This is a genomic window from Janthinobacterium sp. LPB2021202312-11-4, assembly GCF_037049705.1.
Classification (GTDB): Bacteria; Pseudomonadota; Gammaproteobacteria; order Pseudomonadales; family Pseudomonadaceae; genus Aquipseudomonas.
Window position 1 is genome coordinate 57008 of the sequence record NZ_JBAGKV010000029.1, and the last position, 19403, is coordinate 76410.

At 58.2% G+C, this 19403-nt stretch carries 23 protein-coding genes and 1 tRNA gene; 7 read left to right on the plus strand and 17 right to left on the minus strand.

The genetic code is table 11. The features are described 5' to 3' along the window. Positions 1–24 precede the first annotated feature (24 nt). From ndk to trmJ, 11 genes are all read right to left on the minus strand, one after another. A complete protein-coding gene (gene ndk / locus V5E99_RS25035) occupies positions 25–450 on the minus strand; it encodes a nucleoside-diphosphate kinase (protein ID WP_007916882.1) in 426 nt (141 codons plus the stop codon). 88 nt (positions 451–538) lie between these two features. Beyond that, positions 539–739, minus strand: a complete 201-nt coding sequence (gene iscX / locus V5E99_RS25040) for a Fe-S cluster assembly protein IscX (RefSeq protein WP_201206454.1) — start codon at positions 737–739, stop codon at positions 539–541. 14 nt (positions 740–753) lie between these two features. Beyond that, positions 754–1095 carry an ISC system 2Fe-2S type ferredoxin gene (fdx, locus tag V5E99_RS25045; protein WP_133840209.1) on the minus strand — a complete coding sequence of 114 codons (342 nt, stop codon included), beginning with the start codon at positions 1093–1095 and terminating at the stop codon, positions 754–756. A 3-nt stretch (positions 1096–1098) separates the two neighbouring features. Beyond that, the gene (gene hscA, locus V5E99_RS25050) at positions 1099–2961 is read right to left on the minus strand and encodes a Fe-S protein assembly chaperone HscA (protein WP_499804913.1); all 1863 of its coding nucleotides are present in this window, start codon (positions 2959–2961) and stop codon (positions 1099–1101) included. 51 nt (positions 2962–3012) lie between these two features. Further along, complete coding sequence (gene hscB / locus V5E99_RS25055) at positions 3013–3573, minus strand: co-chaperone HscB (protein WP_499804914.1); 561 nt, start codon at positions 3571–3573, stop codon at positions 3013–3015. Further along, positions 3543–3866, minus strand: a complete 324-nt coding sequence (gene iscA, locus V5E99_RS25060; protein WP_007903589.1) for an iron-sulfur cluster assembly protein IscA — start codon at positions 3864–3866, stop codon at positions 3543–3545. Before iscA ends, hscB begins: the two co-directional genes overlap by 31 nt. Before the next feature lie 34 nt (positions 3867–3900). Next, a complete protein-coding gene (gene iscU, locus V5E99_RS25065; protein WP_261741057.1) occupies positions 3901–4287 on the minus strand; it encodes a Fe-S cluster assembly scaffold IscU in 387 nt (128 codons plus the stop codon). An 84-nt stretch (positions 4288–4371) separates the two neighbouring features. Beyond that, on the minus strand, positions 4372–5586 hold the full coding sequence (locus V5E99_RS25070) for an IscS subfamily cysteine desulfurase (protein WP_499804915.1): 1215 nt from the start codon (positions 5584–5586) through the stop codon (positions 4372–4374). Between the two features lie 50 nt (positions 5587–5636). Continuing rightward, on the minus strand, positions 5637–6128 hold the full coding sequence (iscR, locus tag V5E99_RS25075; protein ID WP_121734138.1) for a Fe-S cluster assembly transcriptional regulator IscR: 492 nt from the start codon (positions 6126–6128) through the stop codon (positions 5637–5639). Positions 6129–6439: 311 nt separating this feature from the next. Then, positions 6440–7216, minus strand: coding sequence for a serine O-acetyltransferase (cysE, locus tag V5E99_RS25080; RefSeq protein ID WP_499804916.1), 777 nt, complete (start codon positions 7214–7216; stop codon positions 6440–6442). A 2-nt stretch (positions 7217–7218) separates the two neighbouring features. Beyond that, entirely contained in the window at positions 7219–7989 is a 771-nt protein-coding gene (gene trmJ / locus V5E99_RS25085) for a tRNA (cytosine(32)/uridine(32)-2'-O)-methyltransferase TrmJ (RefSeq protein WP_054613614.1), read from the minus strand. A gap of 146 nt (positions 7990–8135) precedes the next feature. On the opposite strand from trmJ, the gene suhB reads away from it, so the two are divergent. Beyond that, positions 8136–8951 (plus strand): type III secretion system regulator SuhB, encoded by an 816-nt coding sequence (gene suhB, locus V5E99_RS25090; RefSeq protein ID WP_008147729.1) that lies wholly within the window; start codon positions 8136–8138, stop codon positions 8949–8951. Between the two features lie 251 nt (positions 8952–9202). Here the strand turns inward: suhB and V5E99_RS25095 are convergent, their stop codons facing one another. The 6 genes from V5E99_RS25095 to queA form a co-directional block, all read right to left on the minus strand. Beyond that, entirely contained in the window at positions 9203–9751 is a 549-nt protein-coding gene (locus V5E99_RS25095; protein WP_054045393.1) for a glycine zipper 2TM domain-containing protein, read from the minus strand. 120 nt (positions 9752–9871) lie between these two features. After that, positions 9872–10786: a protein translocase subunit SecF gene (gene secF, locus V5E99_RS25100; RefSeq protein WP_499804917.1), complete on the minus strand. Its 915-nt coding sequence runs from the start codon at positions 10784–10786 to the stop codon at positions 9872–9874. Positions 10787–10795: 9 nt separating this feature from the next. Then, positions 10796–12664: a protein translocase subunit SecD gene (secD, locus tag V5E99_RS25105; protein WP_499804918.1), complete on the minus strand. Its 1869-nt coding sequence runs from the start codon at positions 12662–12664 to the stop codon at positions 10796–10798. Positions 12665–12727: 63 nt separating this feature from the next. After that, entirely contained in the window at positions 12728–13066 is a 339-nt protein-coding gene (yajC, locus tag V5E99_RS25110) for a preprotein translocase subunit YajC (RefSeq protein WP_201193698.1), read from the minus strand. Between the two features lie 43 nt (positions 13067–13109). Continuing rightward, complete coding sequence (gene tgt, locus V5E99_RS25115; protein WP_054045399.1) at positions 13110–14234, minus strand: tRNA guanosine(34) transglycosylase Tgt; 1125 nt, start codon at positions 14232–14234, stop codon at positions 13110–13112. Then, the gene (gene queA, locus V5E99_RS25120) at positions 14231–15295 is read right to left on the minus strand and encodes a tRNA preQ1(34) S-adenosylmethionine ribosyltransferase-isomerase QueA (protein ID WP_499804919.1); all 1065 of its coding nucleotides are present in this window, start codon (positions 15293–15295) and stop codon (positions 14231–14233) included. Before queA ends, tgt begins: the two co-directional genes overlap by 4 nt. A gap of 107 nt (positions 15296–15402) precedes the next feature. On the opposite strand from queA, the gene V5E99_RS25125 reads away from it, so the two are divergent. From V5E99_RS25125 to V5E99_RS25150, 6 genes are all read left to right on the plus strand, one after another. Further along, a tRNA-Leu gene (locus tag V5E99_RS25125) sits at positions 15403–15487 on the plus strand. Positions 15488–15651: 164 nt separating this feature from the next. After that, the gene (locus V5E99_RS25130) at positions 15652–16893 is read left to right on the plus strand and encodes a tyrosine-type recombinase/integrase (RefSeq protein ID WP_499804920.1); all 1242 of its coding nucleotides are present in this window, start codon (positions 15652–15654) and stop codon (positions 16891–16893) included. Between the two features lie 223 nt (positions 16894–17116). Continuing rightward, a complete protein-coding gene (locus V5E99_RS25135) occupies positions 17117–18022 on the plus strand; it encodes a hypothetical protein (protein WP_499804921.1) in 906 nt (301 codons plus the stop codon). 92 nt (positions 18023–18114) lie between these two features. Further along, complete coding sequence (locus tag V5E99_RS25140; protein ID WP_150710074.1) at positions 18115–18396, plus strand: helix-turn-helix transcriptional regulator; 282 nt, start codon at positions 18115–18117, stop codon at positions 18394–18396. Then, the gene (locus V5E99_RS25145) at positions 18393–19001 is read left to right on the plus strand and encodes a hypothetical protein (RefSeq protein ID WP_499804922.1); all 609 of its coding nucleotides are present in this window, start codon (positions 18393–18395) and stop codon (positions 18999–19001) included. Before V5E99_RS25140 ends, V5E99_RS25145 begins: the two co-directional genes overlap by 4 nt. Then, on the plus strand, positions 18998–19339 hold the full coding sequence (locus tag V5E99_RS25150; protein ID WP_499804923.1) for a hypothetical protein: 342 nt from the start codon (positions 18998–19000) through the stop codon (positions 19337–19339). The genes V5E99_RS25145 and V5E99_RS25150 overlap by 4 nt, the downstream gene beginning before the upstream one ends. Positions 19340–19403: the final 64 nt, after the last annotated feature.

The following is a 19403-nucleotide window of genomic DNA, read 5'->3' on the forward strand; positions in this document are numbered from 1 at the left end:
TCACCTTCACTCATAAGCCAATGCTTAGCGAGTGGTTACTTCAGTAGCTGCGAAGAAGTACGAGATTTCGCGAGCAGCAGCGGCTTCGGAGTCCGAACCGTGTACAGCGTTGGCGTCGATGGAATCAGCGAAGTCAGCGCGGATGGTGCCGGCAGCCGCTTCTTTAGGGTTGGTAGCGCCCATCAGCTCACGGTTCAGAGCGATAGCGTTTTCGCCTTCCAGAACCTGAACGACAACCGGACCGGAGATCATGAAAGCAACCAGGTCGCCGAAGAAACCACGAGCGCTGTGCTCAGCGTAGAAGCCTTCAGCTTCGGCTTTGGACAGTTGCTTCAGTTTCGAAGCTACAACGCGCAGGCCAGCTTTTTCAAAACGAGTGGTGATCTCGCCGATAACGTTTTTTGCAACAGCGTCAGGCTTGATGATGGAGAAAGTACGTTGAACAGCCATGGTGTAACTCCAGAAACGGTAATTTGTGAAAAATTAAACCCGCGAATTATACGCGGGTTCTTGGGTATTGCCTAACCTGCAGCGTGGCTCAGTCGCGTTCTTCGATCCAGTGGGCCTGAATGGCCTCCAGGACCTTCTCGCCACAGTGCTCAGGCTTGTCGTCGAACTCGGGCAATTCCATCACCCATTTACGCAGATCGACGAAGTTGACCGACATAGGGTCCACTTCAGGCTTGCTTTCAGCCAACTGTATTGCGATTTCCAGCACATCAGTCCACTTGAGACTCATGACAGTTCCTTGAATCAGTGCGGCGCTTCGGCTGCATGGTTGAGCGAATACTTTGGAATCTCGACGGTCAGGTCTTCAGTCCCGACAATCGCCTGACAGCCTAGACGAGATTGCGGTTCCAGACCCCAGGCCCGATCAAGAAAGTCTTCTTCCAGCTCGTCTGCTTCTTCCAGCGAATTGAAACCTTCGCGAATGATGCAGTGGCACGTGGTGCAGGCGCAAACGCCGCCACAGGCACTTTCCATCTCGATGTGGTTGTCATGGGCCACTTCGAGAATCGACTTACCGGTTTCAGCCTCGACAACCATCCCGTCCGGGCAATGCTCGGCGTGAGGCAGAAAAATGATCTGCGGCATCAGTTACTCCTCGATTTCATTCAGGTTGCGCCCCGCCAGCGCGGCTTTCACCGTGGAGTCCAGGCGGCGGGCAGCAAAGGCATCGGTCACTTGCGACAGACGCTTGGTCTGCTGCTCAATGGCGTAACCATCGGTGCCTTGCATCAATTCGGTCAGTTCCTGCATCTGCAACTCGATGACCATGCGCTCTTCGGCGTCGAGCAAGCGTTCGCCATCCGCCTCAAGAGCACCCTGCACCGCTTCGATCAGGCGCTGGGCATCGACTTGTTGCTCGCGCAACACACGGGCGACCTTGTCGTCGTTGGCGTGCTGGAACGAATCTTTGAGCATTTTGGCGATTTCGCCGTCGGTCAGACCGTAGGACGGCTTGACCTGGATGCTGGCTTCAACGCCCGAACCCAGTTCACGGGCCGCAACGCTGAGCAAACCATCGGCATCGACCTGGAAGGTCACGCGAATCTTCGCCGCACCCGCCACCATCGCCGGAATGCCGCGCAATTCGAAACGAGCCAGGGAGCGGCAGTCGCTGATCAGCTCACGCTCACCTTGCAGGACGTGGATCGCCATGGCCGACTGGCCATCTTTATAGGTGGTGAAATCCTGGGCGCGGGCGACGGGGATGGTGGTGTTGCGCGGAATCACCTTCTCCATCAGGCCGCCCATGGTTTCCAGCCCCAGGGACAACGGAATCACGTCAAGCAACAGTAGCTCGCCGCCGTCGCGCTTGTTGCCCGCCAACGTATCAGCCTGGATCGCGGCACCGATGGCCACCACTTGATCCGGATCGATTTCAGTCAATGGCTCACGACCAAAGGCTTCGGCAACGGCTTCGCGGACGCGAGGTACACGAGTCGAGCCGCCCACCATCACCACCGCGTGCACTTCTTCCAGCTCAATACCGGAATCACGCACGGCGCGACGGCAAGCTTTCAGGCTGCGAGCAACCATTGGCTCAATCAGCGCATCGAAGGCTTCGCGGGTCAGTTGGGCTTTCCAGTCGCCGTAAGCAACTTCAACTGTCGCGACCGTAGTCAGGGCTTCTTTAGCCGCGCAGGCAGTTTGCAACAGATTGCGTTGCGCGCCCGGATCGAGGTCGGCAGACAAACCGGCGTTCTCGATGATCCAGCCAGCAATCGCGTGATCGAAGTCATCGCCGCCCAGCGCGCTGTCGCCGCCAGTGGCCAGCACTTCGAACACACCGCCAGTCAGGCGCAGAATCGAAATATCGAACGTACCGCCGCCCAGGTCATAAATCGCGACCAGGCCTTCAGCATGCTGATCCAGACCGTAAGCCACTGCGGCGGCGGTCGGCTCATTGAGCAAACGCAGCACGTTCAGACCGGCCAGTTTGGCCGCATCCTTGGTGGCTTGGCGCTGGGCATCGTCGAAATAGGCCGGAACGGTGATCACCGCGCCAACCAATTCACCACCAAGAGTCGACTCGGCGCGCTGACGCAGCACCTTGAGGATTTCGGCGGAGACTTCGACCGGGCTTTTCGGGCCTTGCACGGTGTCGATGAACGGCATGTGCGACTCGCCACCGACAAAGCGGTACGGCAGTTGGTCGCCCAATTGCTTGACGTCGGACAGACCACGACCCATCAAGCGCTTGACCGACAGCACGGTGTTCAAGGGATCGGTGGCGGCGGCCAGTTTGGCGGATTCGCCAACCTCGACGCGATCGGCGTGATAACGCACGGCGGACGGCAGGATAACTTGCCCGTCGGCGTCGGCCAGAGGTTCGGAAAGACCACTGCGCAATGCAGCGACCAGCGAATTGGTAGTGCCCAAGTCGATCCCCACAGCCAGACGACGCTGGTGCGGTTGAGGACTTTGGCCGGGTTCGGCGATCTGCAGTAGGGCCATCGTGATCAGGACTTATCTGTATATCAGGCGTGCGACCGGAGCGGCACTGGGTTAATCGTCGAGGCGCTCTTCTAACTGGCGCACTTCGTAGGTGAGCTTGTCGAGGAACTGCATGCGCCGCATCAGGCGTTCGGCCTGTTCACGTTGCGCTGCATCATCCCAACAAGCTGCGAAGCTTTCGTTCAACTCATCCTGCGCAACCTTCAAGCGGCGCTTGAACACGGCAATGCCGGCCAGGTCGGCGCTGTCTTGCAGGTCTTCGAGCTCTTCGCGCCATTGCATCTGCTGCAGAAGAAACTCCGGATCATGCACCGTGACCTCCAGCGGCATCTCGCGACCACCCATGGCGAGCAAGTAGCGCGCGCGTTTCGGGGGGCTTTTGAGCGTCTGGTAGGCCTCGTTGAGGTTCGCGGATTGCTCGAGCGCCAGCCGCTGCTCGCGCTCGGGAGCGTCGGCAAAGCGGTCCGGATGAACACCGCGCGCCAACTCACGATAGCGCGTGGCCAACTGCTCGAGATCCAGACGGAAACTCGGCTGCAGTTCAAATAAAGCGAAATGACAAGGAATACCCACGCGCAGCCTCAGATGTTGAAGCTTTCGCCGCAGCCACATTCACCGCGCACGTTGGGATTGTTGAACTTGAAGCCTTCGTTCAACCCTTCCTTGACGAAATCGAGTTCGGTGCCGTCAAGGTACGCCAGGCTTTTCGGGTCGATGATCACTTTCTCGCCGTGACTTTCGAACACCTGATCCTCTGCAACCACCTCGTCGACGAACTCCAGCACGTAGGCAAGGCCGGAACAGCCTGTGGTGCGAACACCCAGACGAATCCCTTCACCTTTGCCGCGCCCGTTGAGGGAGCGTCGCACGTGTTGAGCTGCCGCTTCTGTCATGCTGATAGCCATCGGTGACTCCTTACTCGTCGCCAAAACTTGAAAGTCAGATCAAGCCTTTCTTCTGCTTGTAGTCGCGAACGGCCGCTTTGATAGCGTCTTCAGCGAGTACGGAGCAGTGAATTTTCACTGGCGGCAGAGCCAGTTCTTCGGCCAGCTGAGTGTTCTTGATGGTCTCTGCTTCATCCAGAGTCTTGCCTTTCATCCACTCGGTCGCCAGGGAGCTGGAGGCGATTGCCGAACCGCAACCGTAGGTCTTGAACTTGGCATCTTCGATGATGCCCTGATCGTTGACCTTGATCTGCAGACGCATCACGTCGCCGCACGCCGGAGCGCCGACCATGCCAGTGCCGACATCCGGGTCTTCCGCGTCCATCTTGCCGACGTTGCGCGGGTTCTCGTAGTGGTCGATGACCTTTTCGCTGTAAGCCATGATTCTTAATCCTCACTCATCAGAGAGTCGCTCTTGAGCCCTGCCTACCTAAGTATTGCAGGGCCGGTTTGCGGCGACTTGAAATCAGTGTGCCGCCCACTCGATTTTCGAAATGTCGACACCGTCTTTGTACATATCCCACAGCGGCGACAAGGTGCGCAGCTTGGTAACGGCCTCGCAGACTTTCTGCGCGGCGTAGTCGATTTCTTCTTCGGTGGTGAAACGGCCGAAGGTGAAGCGAATCGAGCTGTGTGCCAGTTCGTCGTTGCGGCCCAGGGCGCGCAGTACGTACGAAGGCTCAAGGGAAGCCGAGGTGCAGGCCGAACCGGACGAAACCGCCAGATCCTTGAGGGCCATGATCAGCGACTCGCCTTCAACGTAGTTGAAGCTCAGGTTCAGGTTGTGCGGAACGCGGGCGGTCATGCTGCCGTTGATGTACAGCTCTTCCAGGCCTTCGACCTGTTTGAAGAAGCGGTCACTCAAGGCTTTGATGCGCACGTTCTCGGCAGCCATGTCTTCCTTGGCTACGCGGAAAGCTTCGCCCATGCCGACGATCTGGTGGGTCGCCAGGGTGCCGGAACGCATGCCACGTTCGTGACCGCCGCCGTGCATGGTCGCTTCGATGCGAACACGCGGCTTGCGGCTGACGTACAGTGCGCCGATGCCTTTAGGACCATAGGTTTTGTGAGCGGAGAACGACATCAGGTCGACTTTCAGCTTCGACAGGTCGATGTCGACCTTGCCGGTGGACTGAGCCGCGTCAACGTGGAACAGGATGCCCTTCGAACGAAGCAGTTCGCCGATGGCTTCGATGTCGTTGATGGTGCCGATTTCGTTGTTCACGTGCATGACCGAAACCAGGATGGTGTCTTCACGCAGGGCTGCTTCGATCATCGCTGGCGTGACCAGACCGTCGGTCTGAGGCTCGAGGTAGGTCACTTCGAAGCCTTCACGTTCCAGTTGGCGCATGGTGTCGAGGACAGCCTTGTGCTCAATCTTGGTGGTGATCAGGTGTTTGCCCTTGGTCGCATAGAAATGCGCCGCACCCTTGATTGCCAGGTTGTCGGACTCGGTGGCACCGGAGGTCCAGACGATTTCACGCGGGTCGGCGTTAACCAGGTCGGCGACCTGACGACGAGCGTTTTCGACGGACTCTTCAGCTTTCCAGCCGAATACGTGGGAACGGGACGCCGGGTTACCGAAGTTTCCGTCGACCAGCAGGCATTCACTCATCTTTTGCGCGACACGCGGATCAACCGGGGTGGTCGCAGAGTAATCAAGGTAAATCGGCAATTTCATGGACTATCTCCTAAATCAGGCTGGCTGGCGTGCCGCTAGCTCTTTGGCTGTCATTCGACGGCGGACGCTTCAATCTTGTCCAGGCGTGGCGCCTTGCCATTGCAACGGCGCTGATCCTGACGCTGGGCTACTTCTTGCACCTCACGGCGAGTTACAAGGTCAGCCAAGCTGATACCGCTCAGAAATTCGTGAATCTGCAGGCTCAGATCGCACCACAAGTGGTGGGTCAGACAGGTGTCGCCTTGATGGCAATCGCCCTGGCCCTGGCATTTGGTTGCATCGACCGATTCGTTGACCGCATCGATCACCTGGGCGACCTGAATGCCCTGCATCTCGCGGGACAACTGGTAGCCGCCGCCCGGGCCACGAACGCTGGACACCAGATTGCTACGGCGCAATTTGGCGAAAAGCTGTTCGAGGTAGGACAGGGAGATGCCTTGGCGCTCGGAGATATCGGCCAGGGACACCGGCCCGTGCTGCGCGTGCAACGCCAGGTCAAGCATGGCGGTCACGGCGTATCGGCCTTTTGTAGTCAGTCGCATGGACAATTACCACGGAGTTCGGAATGGGGGCGAGTATGCAATTCCCGAGTATTTAAGTCAACTATAAGACCTAGTACTTTAGTCAGGTTTACCCGCAAAAGAGCGGGCGCATCATATCAGGGTCTGCGGCCTAATGGCACGCCGCCTAGCGCTGCGCCATTACCTGATCGCGACCTGCGACCCTACTGCCGCTGACCGCAAACCCGGTTACGACCTCCGTAGGAGCTGCCGAAGGCTGCGATCTTTTGATTTTGCTCTTTTAAAAGACAGAATCAAAAGATCGCAGCCTTCGGCAGCTCCTACGCGGGGGCTTAGCCGGTCTTGGTTTCGTCTTTGCCTTTTACGCAGGCGAAGTCTTCTTCACGCAACTCAGGTAAATCCTTGGCGCAGTAGTTACTGCCCAGGTCCTTCAGCGCGCCGCACATCCCTTCCAGCCGGCCATCGACCGCTTGCAGATGATCCAGCAACTGACCAATGGCACGCGCCACCGGGTCCGGCATGTCTTCGCCGACGCCATAGGCATCGAAGCCAATCTTCTCGGCCATGGCCTTGCGCTTGGCGTCCTGCTCGTCGTCAGACTTGACGATGATCCGCCCCGGAATCCCGACCACGGTCGCACCCGGCGGCACAGCCTTGGTCACCACCGCATTGGAACCGACCTTGGCCCCGGCGCCGACCGTAAACGGCCCGAGCACCTTGGCGCCCGCCCCCACCACAACCCCGTCTTCCAGGGTCGGATGGCGCTTGCCCTTGTTCCAACTGGTGCCACCGAGGGTCACACCTTGATAAAGGGTGACGTCATTGCCGATCTCAGCGGTCTCACCGATGACAATGCCCATGCCATGGTCAATAAAGAAACGACGACCGACCTTCGCCCCCGGATGAATCTCGATCCCGGTCAGCCAGCGCCCGAAGTTCGAGACCACACGCGCCAGCCACTTCCAGCCCATGCCCCACAGGGCCGACGACAGGCGATGAATCCAGATGGCATGCATGCCGGGGTAGCACGTCAGAACTTCAAAAGCGTTACGCGCTGCCGGATCACGGTGGAAAACACTCTGGATATCTTCACGCAAACGCTCGAACATTTTTAATCCTTCCGCTTAAGAAGCTCGCCACGGGCCGCTTTCTGGGTTTCCGTGAGGATGCCACGCAATATATTCATTTCCGCCCGGCTGACCGAGCTTCGTCCGTACAACCGACGCAGGCGCGCCATCAAGTGCCGTGGCTTTTCCGGGTCGAGGAATTCGATGGCCACCAGGGTTTGCTCCAGGTGTTCATAGAATCGCTCCAGCTCATCCATGGTCGCCAGCTCGCCACTCTTGGTGGACGCCACTTCATCCTTCTCGACCTTGCTCGGCTGACCTTGGGCCGCAAGCCAGGACATGCGCACTTCATAACTCAACACCTGCACCGCCGCCCCAAGGTTCAGCGAGCTGAACTCAGGGTCTGATGGGATGTGCACGTGATAATGACATCGCTGCAACTCCTCATTGGTCAGGCCGGAATCTTCACGACCGAAAACCAAGGCGATTTCTGCCCCTTGAGCCGCTTCCTCTACCACTTTCGTACCGCATTCGCGGGGATCGAGCAGCGGCCAGGGAATGCGGCGGTCACGGGCGCTGGTGCCAAGCACTAGATTGCAGCCGACCAAGGCATCTTCCAAGGTGGCGACGACTTGCGCGTTTTCAAGGATGTCGCCGGCACCGGAGGCCCGGGCATCGGCCTCGTGATGCGGAAACAACCGCGGCTCGACCAGCACCAGCCGCGACAGGCCCATGTTCTTCATGGCACGCGCAGCCCCGCCGATATTGCCAGGATGGCTGGTATTGACCAGGACGACACGAATGTTATGCAGCACGGGCGGCGCTCTCGAACACAGAATTAGGGAGCCGAATCTTACAGCTCACGCTACCGTTAAGCTATGAAAGCGAACACCGACCTTCACCTGTAGAAAAGTTCTGATAGAATGCCCGGCTTTCTTTAACAACCTTAGGTGACACATCCATGCAGCCCATGCTGAATATCGCGCTGCGCGCCGCCCGCAGCGCCAGTGAATTGATCTTCCGCTCCATCGAGCGCCTGGATACCATCAAGGTCGACGAAAAAGACGCCAAGGATTACGTATCCGAGGTGGATCGCGCCGCCGAGCAGAAAATCATCGACGCGCTGCGCAAGGCCTACCCTACCCACGGCATTCTCGGTGAAGAAACCGGCATGCACCCGGGCAGCGGCGAAGGCGAAGAATACCTGTGGATCATCGATCCGCTGGACGGCACCACCAACTTCCTGCGCGGCATTCCACACTTCGCTGTCAGCATCGCCTGCAAATACCGCGGTCGCCTGGAACACGCCGTTGTTCTGGACCCGGTTCGCCAGGAAGAATTCACCGCCAGCCGTGGTCGCGGCGCTCAACTGAACGGTCGTCGCCTGCGCGTCAGCGGTCGCACCAGCCTGGACGGCGCCCTGCTGGGCACCGGCTTCCCGTTCCGTGACGACCAGATGGACAACCTCGACAACTACCTGGGCATGTTCCGCGCCCTGGTTGGCCAGACTGCCGGCATCCGCCGCGCCGGTTCGGCGAGCCTGGACCTGGCTTACGTGGCCGCCGGTCGTTTCGACGCGTTCTGGGAGTCGGGCCTGTCCGAGTGGGATATGGCGGCAGGCGCCCTGCTGATCCAGGAAGCTGGCGGTTTGGTGAGCGACTTCACCGGCGGTCACGACTTCCTTGAAAAAGGCCACGTCGTTGCCGGTAACACCAAGTGCTTCAAAGCAGTCCTGACGGCCATCCAGCCGCACCTGCCGGCCTCGCTGAAACGCTAAGCGGACGCCCACAAAAAAGCACCCTTCGGGGTGCTTTTTTTTTGCCTGCACTATCCAAAACCTGACCCTGTAGGAGCTGCCGAAGGCTGCGATCTTTTGATCTTAAAGATCAGAATCAAAGTCAAAAGATCGCAGCCTTCGGCAGCTCCTACATGAGGCGTGACCTGCGCTGCGCACTTTGAGTTTTTCGGGCACAAAAAAAGCACCCCGCAGGGTGCTTCTTTTTCATTCCATTTCAGCATTTCAGCCGATTATTGACCCGGTTCGTTCTGCGACAGGATCAACTTACCTTCCTTGTCGACCGGAATCTGGTTGCCCGGATCACGATCCATCCGCACTTTGCCTTCCTTGCCGTCCAGCGAATAACGGACGTCGTAACCGACAACCTTGTCGCTGATGTCATTCACGGTGTTACAGCGGGTCTGGGTCGTGGTGTAGGTATCGCGATTCTGCATACCTTCCTGGACCTTGTTCCCGGCGTAGCCACCGCCAACAGCACCGGCAACGGTCGCGAGCTTCTTGCCATTACCGCCACCAATCTGGTTACCGAGCAAACCACCGCCGACCGCACCCAGGACCGTACCGAGGATCTGGTGCTGGTCTTTGACCGGCGCTTGCCGGGTGACAGCAACGTCCTTGCACACTTCACGTGGAGTCTTGATCTGTGTCTTAACCGGTTCAACGGCCAACACTTGCGCATACTCAGGGCCGCTTTTTACCAGGCTGTAGGTGGCAACAGCACCCCCGGCAGTCACACCGACAGCACCCAATACCGCACCAACCAGTAACGACTTGTTCACATGAACCTCCTGACCATCACATGCGGATCGTTGTCCGCGCTTCTCCCAGCCTTGGAGCATAAAAAAAGGCGCGAGTTCAACTCGCGCCTTTTTTGGCAGACAGCAGGTAGGCGATGGCCGTTATGGACGGTCGTCGACTTCCTTCTCGGTCGCCGCAGGAGGAATCAAATCCTCGCTGTTCAGGTTCAGCCAGATCAGCACCACGTTCGCGATGTAGATCGACGAGTAAGTACCCGCCAGAACACCGATGAACAGGGCGATGGAGAAGCCGAACAGGTTATCGCCACCGAAGAACAACAGCGCCGAGATCGCCAGCAACGTGGAGATCGAGGTCGCCATGGTCCGCAGCAGGGTTTGCGTGGTCGAGATGTTGATGTTCTCGATCAGGCTCGCCTTGCGCAGTACACGAAAGTTCTCACGAACCCGGTCGAATACCACGATGGTGTCGTTGAGCGAGTAACCGATGATCGCCAGCACCGCCGCCAATACCGTCAGATCGAAGGTGATCTGGAAGAACGACAGGATACCGATGGTCACGATCACGTCGTGGATCAGCGAAACAATGGCGCCGACCGCGAACTTCCACTGAAAGCGGAAAGCCAGGTAGATCAGGATGCCACCCAGCGCCATCAGCATGCCGAGGCCGCCCTGGTCGCGCAGTTCTTCACCTACCTGCGGGCCCACGAACTCGACGCGCTTGACCTCGGCCGGGTTGTCGCCGCCGACCTTTTTCAAGGCATCGGCTACCTGGTGACCCAGTTGCGGGTCTTCGCCAGGCATACGCACCAGCAGATCAGTGGTCGCACCGAAGCTCTGCACGATGGCTTCGTGGTAACCCGACGAAGCCAGTTGCTCACGCACCTTGGTGACATCGGCCGGACGCTCGTAGGTCAGCTCAATGAGCGTACCGCCGGTGAAGTCCAGGCCCCAGTTCATGCCCTTGTGGAAGACGCTGAAAATGGCCAGCGCCGTAAGGAACAATGTGACGCCGAACGCAAAGTTGCGAACGCCCATGAAGTTGATTGTACGTAACATGGCAGCCCCTTAAATCCACAACTTCTTGAAGTCACGACCGCCGAAGATCAGGTTGACCATCGCGCGGGTCACCATGATGGCCGTGAACATCGAGGTAAAGATCCCGAGGGACATGGTCACTGCGAAGCCTTTGACGGGACCGGTGCCCATCGCAAACAGAATCCCGCCGACCAACAATGTTGTCAGGTTGGCGTCGAGAATCGCGGTGAATGCCCGGCCGAAGCCTTCGTTGATTGCCCGTTGCACGGTCATGCCCGCCGCGATCTCTTCACGAATCCGCGAGAAGATCAGCACGTTGGCGTCGACCGCCATACCCATGGTCAATACGATACCGGCGATACCCGGCAGGGTCAGCGTTGCACCCAGCAGCGACATCAGGGCCAGCAGCAACACCATGTTCACGGCCAGCGCGACGGTGGCAATGATGCCGAAGAAGCGGTAGATGGCGATGATGAACAGCGAGACAAACAGCATGCCCCACAGCGATGCATCGATACCTTTGGTGATGTTGTCGGCACCCAGGCTCGGGCCAATGGTGCGCTCTTCAGCGAAGTACATCGGCGCCGCCAGACCACCGGCACGCAGCAACAGCGCCAGTTCGGACGACTCGCCCTGGCCGTTCAGGCCAGTGATGCGGAACTGAGCACCCAGCGGCGACTGAATGGTCGCCAGGCTGATGATCTTCTTCTCTTCTTTGAACGTCTGGACCGGTACGTCTTTCTCGACGCCGTTAACCATTTGTTTCACGTAGGTGGTAACAGGGCGTTGCTCGATGAAGATCACCGCCATGCTGCGACCGACGTTGCTGCGCGTCGCACGACTCATCAGCTCGCCACCATGGCCATCCAGACGGATGTTCACTTCTGGCGTGCCGTGCTCGCCGAAGCCAGCCTTGGCGTCAGTCACCTGGTCACCGGTGATGATCAGGCCACGCTCGATCTGTGCCGGCGGACGCTTGCCTTCACGGAACTCGAAGGTTTCGGAAGTGGCTTTCGAAGCACCTGGCTCTGCCGCCAGACGGAACTCAAGGTTGGCCGTCTTGCCGAGGATACGCTTGGCTTCTGCGGTGTCCTGCACGCCTGGCAGCTCAACCACGATACGGTTGGCGCCCTGACGCTGGACGATCGGCTCAGCAACACCCAGCTCGTTGACGCGGTTACGTACCGTGGTCAAGTTCTGCTTGATGGAGTATTCACGGATTTCCGCCAGCTTGGCCGGGGTCATCGCCAGACGCAGCACCGGTTGACCATTCAGGTCGGCCGGAACAATGTCGAAATCGTTGAAATTCTTGCGGACCAGCGCACGGGCCTGTTCGCGGGTTGCTTCGTCAGTGAAGCCCAGCTGAATGGCGCCACCCAGTTGCGGCAGGCTGCGATAGCGCAGTTTCTCTTTACGCAACAGGCTTTTCACATCGCCTTCGTACACTTTCAAACGTGCGTCGAGGGCTTTGTCCATGTCCACTTCCAGCAGGAAGTGCACACCACCGGACAAGTCCAGACCCAGCTTCATCGGATGCGCGCCGAGGCTGCGCAGCCATTGCGGGGTGGTTTGTGCCAGGTTCAGTGCAACGACGTAGTCATCACCCAATGCCTTGCGCACGACGTCTTTGGCCGGCAACTGGTCTTCAGCCTTGGTCAGACGGATCAGGCCGCCCTTGCCGTTGGCCGACAGCGTGGCTGCCTTGACGTTGATCCCGGACTCTTTGAGCGCAGTGCTCACACGGTCCAGATCAGCCTGATTGACCAACAGCGCAGTGCTTGCACCGCTGACCTGAATGGCCGGGTCATCAGGATAAAGATTGGGAGCGGAATAAATCAGACCGACCGCCAGCACCGCCAGGATCAGAATGTATTTCCACAGAGGGTATTTGTTCAGCATCACGCCGCCCGCTTATGACGCGGGGCGCCTTGCGCGCCCCGTCGATTGAGTAGAAGTTGAAACTTAGATCGCTTTGAGCGTGCCTTTTGGCAGCGTGGCAGCGATGGCGCCTTTCTGGAACTTCATTTCCACGGTGTCGGAAACTTCCAGAACCACGAAATCATCAGCCACTTTAGTGATCTTGCCGGCGATACCACCGGTGGTCACAACTTCGTCGCCTTTTTGCAGGCTACCCAGCAGGTTCTTCTGCTCTTTGGCGCGCTTGGCCTGTGGACGCCAGATCATCAGGTAGAAGATGACCAGGAAGCCGACCAGGAAAATCCACTCAAAGCCGCCGCCCATTGGGCCTGCAGCTGCCGGTGCAGCGCCATCGGCCATGGCATTAGAGATAAAAAAGCTCATTTAGCACTCCAGTTGCAAATGTTGAATCTTGGGGTCAGAAAACTCAGTCCAAAGGCGGAACAGGTAGCCCGCGTTTGGCGTAGAAGGCATCGACAAAGGCGGCCAATGTACCCTGTTGAATAGCCTCGCGCAAACCAGCCATAAGCACCTGGTAATGGCGCAAATTGTGGATGGTATTCAACATGCTACCCAGCATTTCGCCGCACTTGTCCAGATGGTGCAGATAAGCACGGGAGAAGTTCTGGCAGGTGTAGCAATCGCAGGTCGGGTCCAGCGGCGAATCATCATGGCGATGGAACGCGTTTCGGATCTTCAGCACGCCTGTGTCAATGAACAGATGCCCATTGCGGGCATTACGGGTTGGCATCACGCAATCGAACATGTCCACACCGCGGCGCACACCCTCAACCAGATCTTCCGGTTTGCCAACGCCCATAAGGTAACGAGGTTTGTCAGCCGGCATCAGGCCCGGCAGGTAATCCAGCACCTTGATCATTTCGTGCTTGGGCTCGCCCACCGACAGACCGCCGATGGCCAGGCCATCGAAGCCGATCTTGTCGAGGCCTTCCAGGGAGCGCATGCGCAGGTCCTGGTGCATGCCGCCCTGAACGATGCCGAACAGCGCCGCCGTGTTGTCGCCATGGGCATTTTTCGAACGCTGGGCCCAACGCAACGACAGTTCCATGGACACACGGGCGACATCTTCGTCGGCCGGGTACGGGGTGCACTCGTCGAAAATCATCACGATGTCGGAGCCCAGGTCACGCTGGACCTGCATCGACTCTTCCGGCCCCATGAACACTTTCGCGCCGTCGACCGGGGAGGCGAAGGTCACGCCCTCCTCCTTGATCTTGCGCATCGCGCCCAGGCTGAACACCTGGAAACCGCCGGAGTCGGTCAGAATCGGGCCTTTCCACTGCATGAAATCGTGCAGGTCGCCGTGCTTCTTGATCACTTCGGTGCCCGGGCGCAGCCACAAGTGGAAGGTGTTGCCCAGAATGATTTCCGCGCCGGTGGCGGTGATATCCCGCGGCAACATGCCCTTGACGGTGCCGTACGTGCCCACCGGCATGAAGGCCGGGGTCTCGACGGTGCCGCGCGGGAAGGTCAGACGACCGCGACGCGCCTTGCCGTCGGTGGCCAGCAGTTCAAACGACATACGACTCATACAGTTTCCTCAGGGCCCGATTCTTTAGGGGCAGTCGGCGCAGGATTACGAGTGATAAACATCGCATCACCGTAGCTGAAAAAGCGGTAACCATGTTCCACCGCTGCTTTATAGGCAGCCATGGTTTCGGGATAACCGGCGAACGCCGAAACCAGCATCAACAGCGTGGATTCGGGCAAATGGAAGTTGGTGACCAGGGCATCGACCACATGAAACGGCCGACCCGGGAAGATAAAAATGTCGGTGTCGCCACTGAACGGCTTGAGCACACCATCGCGGGCGGCGCTTTCCAGCGAACGCACGCTGGTGGTCCCCACCGCCACCACCCGACCACCGCGAGCGCGGCACGCGGCGACGGCATCGACCACGTCCTGGCCGACTTCCAGCCATTCGCTGTGCATATGGTGATCTTCAAGCTTCTCGACCCGCACCGGCTGGAACGTGCCCGCACCCACGTGCAAGGTCACGAACGCAGTCTCGACGCCCTTGGCGGCAATCGCCTCCAGCAGCGGCTGATCGAAATGCAGCCCCGCCGTCGGCGCCGCCACCGCGCCCAGGCGCTCGGCGTAGACGGTCTGATAACGCTCGCGGTCCGCCCCTTCGTCCGGGCGATCTATATAGGGAGGCAACGGCATGTGCCCGACGCGATCGAGCAGCGGCAACACCTCTTCGGTGAAACCCAACTCGAACAACGTGTCGTGCCGCGCCAGCATTTCTGCCTCGCCGCCGCCGTCGATCAGGATCTTCGAACCGGGCTTGGGCGATTTGCTGGACCGCACATGGGCCAGCACGCGATGACTGTCGAGCACCCGCTCCACCAGAATTTCCAGCTTGCCGCCGGAAGCCTTCTGGCCAAACAGCCGCGCCGGAATCACCCGGGTATTGTTGAACACCATCAAATCGCCCGGGCGCAAATGCTCGAGCAAATCAGTGAATTGACGGTGTGCCAGGGCGCCGCTGACCCCATCCAGGGTCAACAGGCGACTGTTGCGACGCTCGGCCAAAGGGTGGCGAGCAATCAGCGAATCAGGGAGTTCGAAAGTAAAGTCAGCAACGCGCATGATGGAGTTCGTCTAGCAGGGGCCGGGAGTCTAGCCGAAATAGTGAAAATTCTCTATGTACCTGATTGACCGACGGTAATCTCATCTCTATACTTCGCCGCCATTGAGCCCTGATGGCGGAATTGGTAGACGCGGCGGATTCAAAATCCGTTTTCGCAAGAAGTGGGAGTTCGAGTCTCCCTCGGGGCACCATATAGCAGTATCTGAAAGTCTCTACCAGACTTTCAGACCCAGAGAAACCGGCCACTTGGCCGGTTTTTTTGTGCCTGTCTATCCACCCCTGTCTCTCCCTATACGTTGTATCCCTGTATCCCTGCTTGTATCCTGAGAAAAATACCTAACTTTGGGATACAAGGATGAAGCGCGCAGATATCAAGCGCCGCCCTCTCGCTGACACGACACTTGCGGGGTTGGAGCCGGAATCAAAGGAATACCGGGAGCTCGACGGAAATGGTCTGTACTTCAGGGTCAAACCGGATGGGGGTAAATCCTGGCAGCTACGTTACAAACGTCCGGCGGGCAATTGGGCTTGGATGGGGCTCGGGGGCTACCCGGAAGTAAGTGGTGCTTTAGCACGGGACAAAGCTGCCGATCTACGCAAGGTCGTTAGCAGCGGCGCCGACCCTCTCGAACAGAAGCGCTCTGCCAAAGCTGCGCTTGACGCTGCCAGGACTCGGACCTTCCGAGCTGCTGCTGAAGCTTGGCTCAAGGCCAAAGAAGAAAAGGGTCTCGCCCCCTCCACTCTTAACAAAATCCGCTCTTACCTCGACAAGGACATCCTCCCTGCGCTGGGAGAGAAGCCCCTCGACGAAATTACCCGTACCGACTGCGCAGAACTCCAGGCATCCCTCGAAGCCCGGAACGCACACAACGTGGCAGAAAAGTGCCGCACCTGGATCAATCAGATCTTCGGCCGAGCCATTGGCTTAGGGCTCACCGAAAACGATCCGGGCAGCCGCCTACGTGACATTGCAGCAAAAGCTCCTAAGACTCAGCAGCATCCGCATTTGCTGGAACCTGAGCTGGCTGAATTCCTCCAAGCGCTCAGAAACACGCCGAGCAGACTGACAGCCCGCACCGCTGCATGGCTTTGTGTATGGACGGCATCACGGCCTGGGATGGTCCGCTTGGCCGAATGGAAGGAATTCGACCTCAAGAAAGCCATTTGGACCACGCCTGCCGCCAAAATGAAGATGCGTCGGGACTTTGTATGCCCCCTCCCCCACCAAGCTGTTGCAGCACTGAAAGAGCTGCACTGCTTAACCGGCCGCAGTCGTTGGCTCTTTCCCGGGGTAGGAGCCAAAAATCCGACCATTAGTGAAAACACTATCAATAAGGTCTTTGCCACAATCGGCTATAAGGGTCGTCTAGTTGGACACGGCACTCGACACACAGCGAGCACGCTACTCCGAGAACATGGCTGGCCGAAAGAACACGTCGAGGCACAACTTGCCCACAAAGAAGAAGGCATCTCAGGGGTGTACAACAAAGCTCAATACTTTGAAAAACGAGTAACGATGATGCAGTGGTATGCCGACCATCTTGATGAGCTAGCAATTGGCAATGTCGTGCAAGCCCAATTTGGAAAGGTGATATGAGGCTCCTTATCCATCCCCCCTCCAATAACGGTGTTACGCGTGTTACTGGTGTAACGGGCGACACCAAACCCCTGAATATATTGAGCTTCGCGCCTGTAACACGCTTGAAGGCGATGGCAACCGCGTCGTGTAACGCTACACATCCGTGTAACGCCAAAAGCGCATCATTGTCACTGTGGGCTAACCGTTTCCGCTGTATGCGATCCCGCTCGGCCCGCTGGTTATGCCGCAGAAATATAGGGCGCGGGATGGCATGGGGCGAATTGGCACAGAGATCGTTCGAGTGATAGTGATCCCTATTCAAGAATCCTGCGAACACCCTAAACCGTCAGCAGGCCTGATCGAATTCCTGGCTTCCCAACCGCTCTTCGCGCTTTGTCGAGAGCAGGTCATGAGTGCCTGCCAGCTGATTGATCAATGCTCCGTACGAGTTCAAACGGACGATATCAATAGCGACCTAAATACCCTGTGCATCCAAACAACCAGGCACGAAGAAGCTATTTTCCAGTACGCCTCAACCGATACCTCTGCACGCTTGGCTGATTGGGTTAGGCAATATGGTGCCTGCCCATCAGCTACAGATGATCAGGCACATGCGGCCTACATCATGGCGTGTGCGGTGAAAGCGCTGGAAGTTCTCAGCGACTGGATGCGCGTTGCGGAGCAAGACGCTTGGTCGCACACGACAGAGATACCGGATTGGCCTTGGGATCTTTACTGCGAGTTTGTCGAAATGCAGGTCAACTCGGATGAGCGTATCGAGGCGCTTGAACAGTACGTGATGCACCTGGAGCCGATCGTCTCCCTGCCATCGTTACAGGATGACGAGTTGCTGCCCTTTGCGGTAAAGACGATCAAGAACGCGGTTAGGCGAAAAGGTGGCGTGCTCAGTGGCATGGATCGGAATGAGGAAATCAGTGATCGTGACGCCGCTATCGTCAACCATGCACGGGGCCTGCTGAGGAAGGGTATATCGCATCGTAATGTCACAACTGCGACGCATTGCTGGCTTGAAAGGGAAATAGCGAAGCCCATAAAACGACGCCTTGAATGGATTCCCCTCGAAATGGAACAAGCACTAACCCGCAAACAGGTGAACTCCATTCTGAAACGCTACTGGGTGGTGTAAACCAGAAATTTCAAATGGAAGTGAACTGCTCACCGCATTTCAACGCCTAGATCATTGCTCTCGTCAGTCCAAACTAGCCGAGAGCAATACCTATGAGCCCAAACGTAACCCCCCTTTCCAGCAAAGCCCCGAAGCATCCCGCAACGCTGTTTGATGCCGCCTCCACCCTAATTCGTATGCGCGAAGTCGAGGGTATCGTCGGCATGAAACGCTCCACCATCTACAAGCTCATGCAGCGCCCCGAGTGCGGCTTCCCACAGCCGGTCAAACTGAGCACCAGTACCGCACGCGGCGCGCCGGTCGCGTGGGTGCTTGCCGAAGTTCAAGCCTGGGCACGGGGCCGCATTGAAGCCCGTGATCAGGTGGCCGCATGAGACGTAGCCACTGCCCTTTCAAGGGGCCCTTTCTCGATTCCTACAGCGTCGGATTCCGACTCTATCAAGCCGGTACAATCAACTGGCGGCATCGCACTATCGCGGGTGTGAGCTGGAACGGGGAAGAACAAGAGGCCTTCTTTTTCAACCCTGATGGCCTGGTCCTTCCGCTCAAACCCAATCCCTGGGAATTGCCTGAACTGATCCGCAAAAACGCGGTACGCAGGGAGTTTTCCAGCATCCACGGCACCGGCCATTTCGCGATGAAAGAAAGCCGTCGCACCATCCTGAAATCACTGGGCATGACCGACTGGGTCACGTACTGGCTGGTCGATCAATCGACTAGTTACGCGAATGATCCGGCGGTATGGCGACGCATCACCGAGCAGGATCTTTCGGAGGAAAAGACCGCTAGTGAACGCCTGCACCGTGAAATGAAGTTGACCTCGGACCTGTCCGGCTATGTGGAGGAGTGTCTGGCACAGCAGCGCGAACTGCTCGCGGTAGAACATCGCCGACGGTGCGTCGAGGACAGCAAAATCCTGGCTTGGCTCAAAGGCGAAACACCGTCGCCGCTGTTCAGCCATGTGCAGGAGGCAGCATGACCCCAACCTTTCTGCCTCACCAAGCCTTGGATCTCGCCGGTTTACTCCACGCATCTTTGCCTTCTTGCGCGGAAACCAAAGGTCGCCAGCGTTTGCTCATCCTGCGCGATCAGGCGATCTCGGCCGGTGCTCAGGTGCTGATCGTGCTGTGGCATGACCTGGAGTGGACGCTGTTAGCGATTCAGCCGCCCGCAGACGTGCTGATCAGCGACGCGCGCGAGCTGATTCCCAACCTGCTGCGCAATCCCGAAGCGCTACAGCAGATGCGGCAAAGGGCTCGCCAAGGCAACCACTTGCAATGGCTCACCCTCGCTCGCCCCGCCACTACCCAGCACTAACGAAAACGCCCCCGGGAGCGATCCGGAGGCGTTGAGGTAAATCTACATGCCCGCACAATTTATG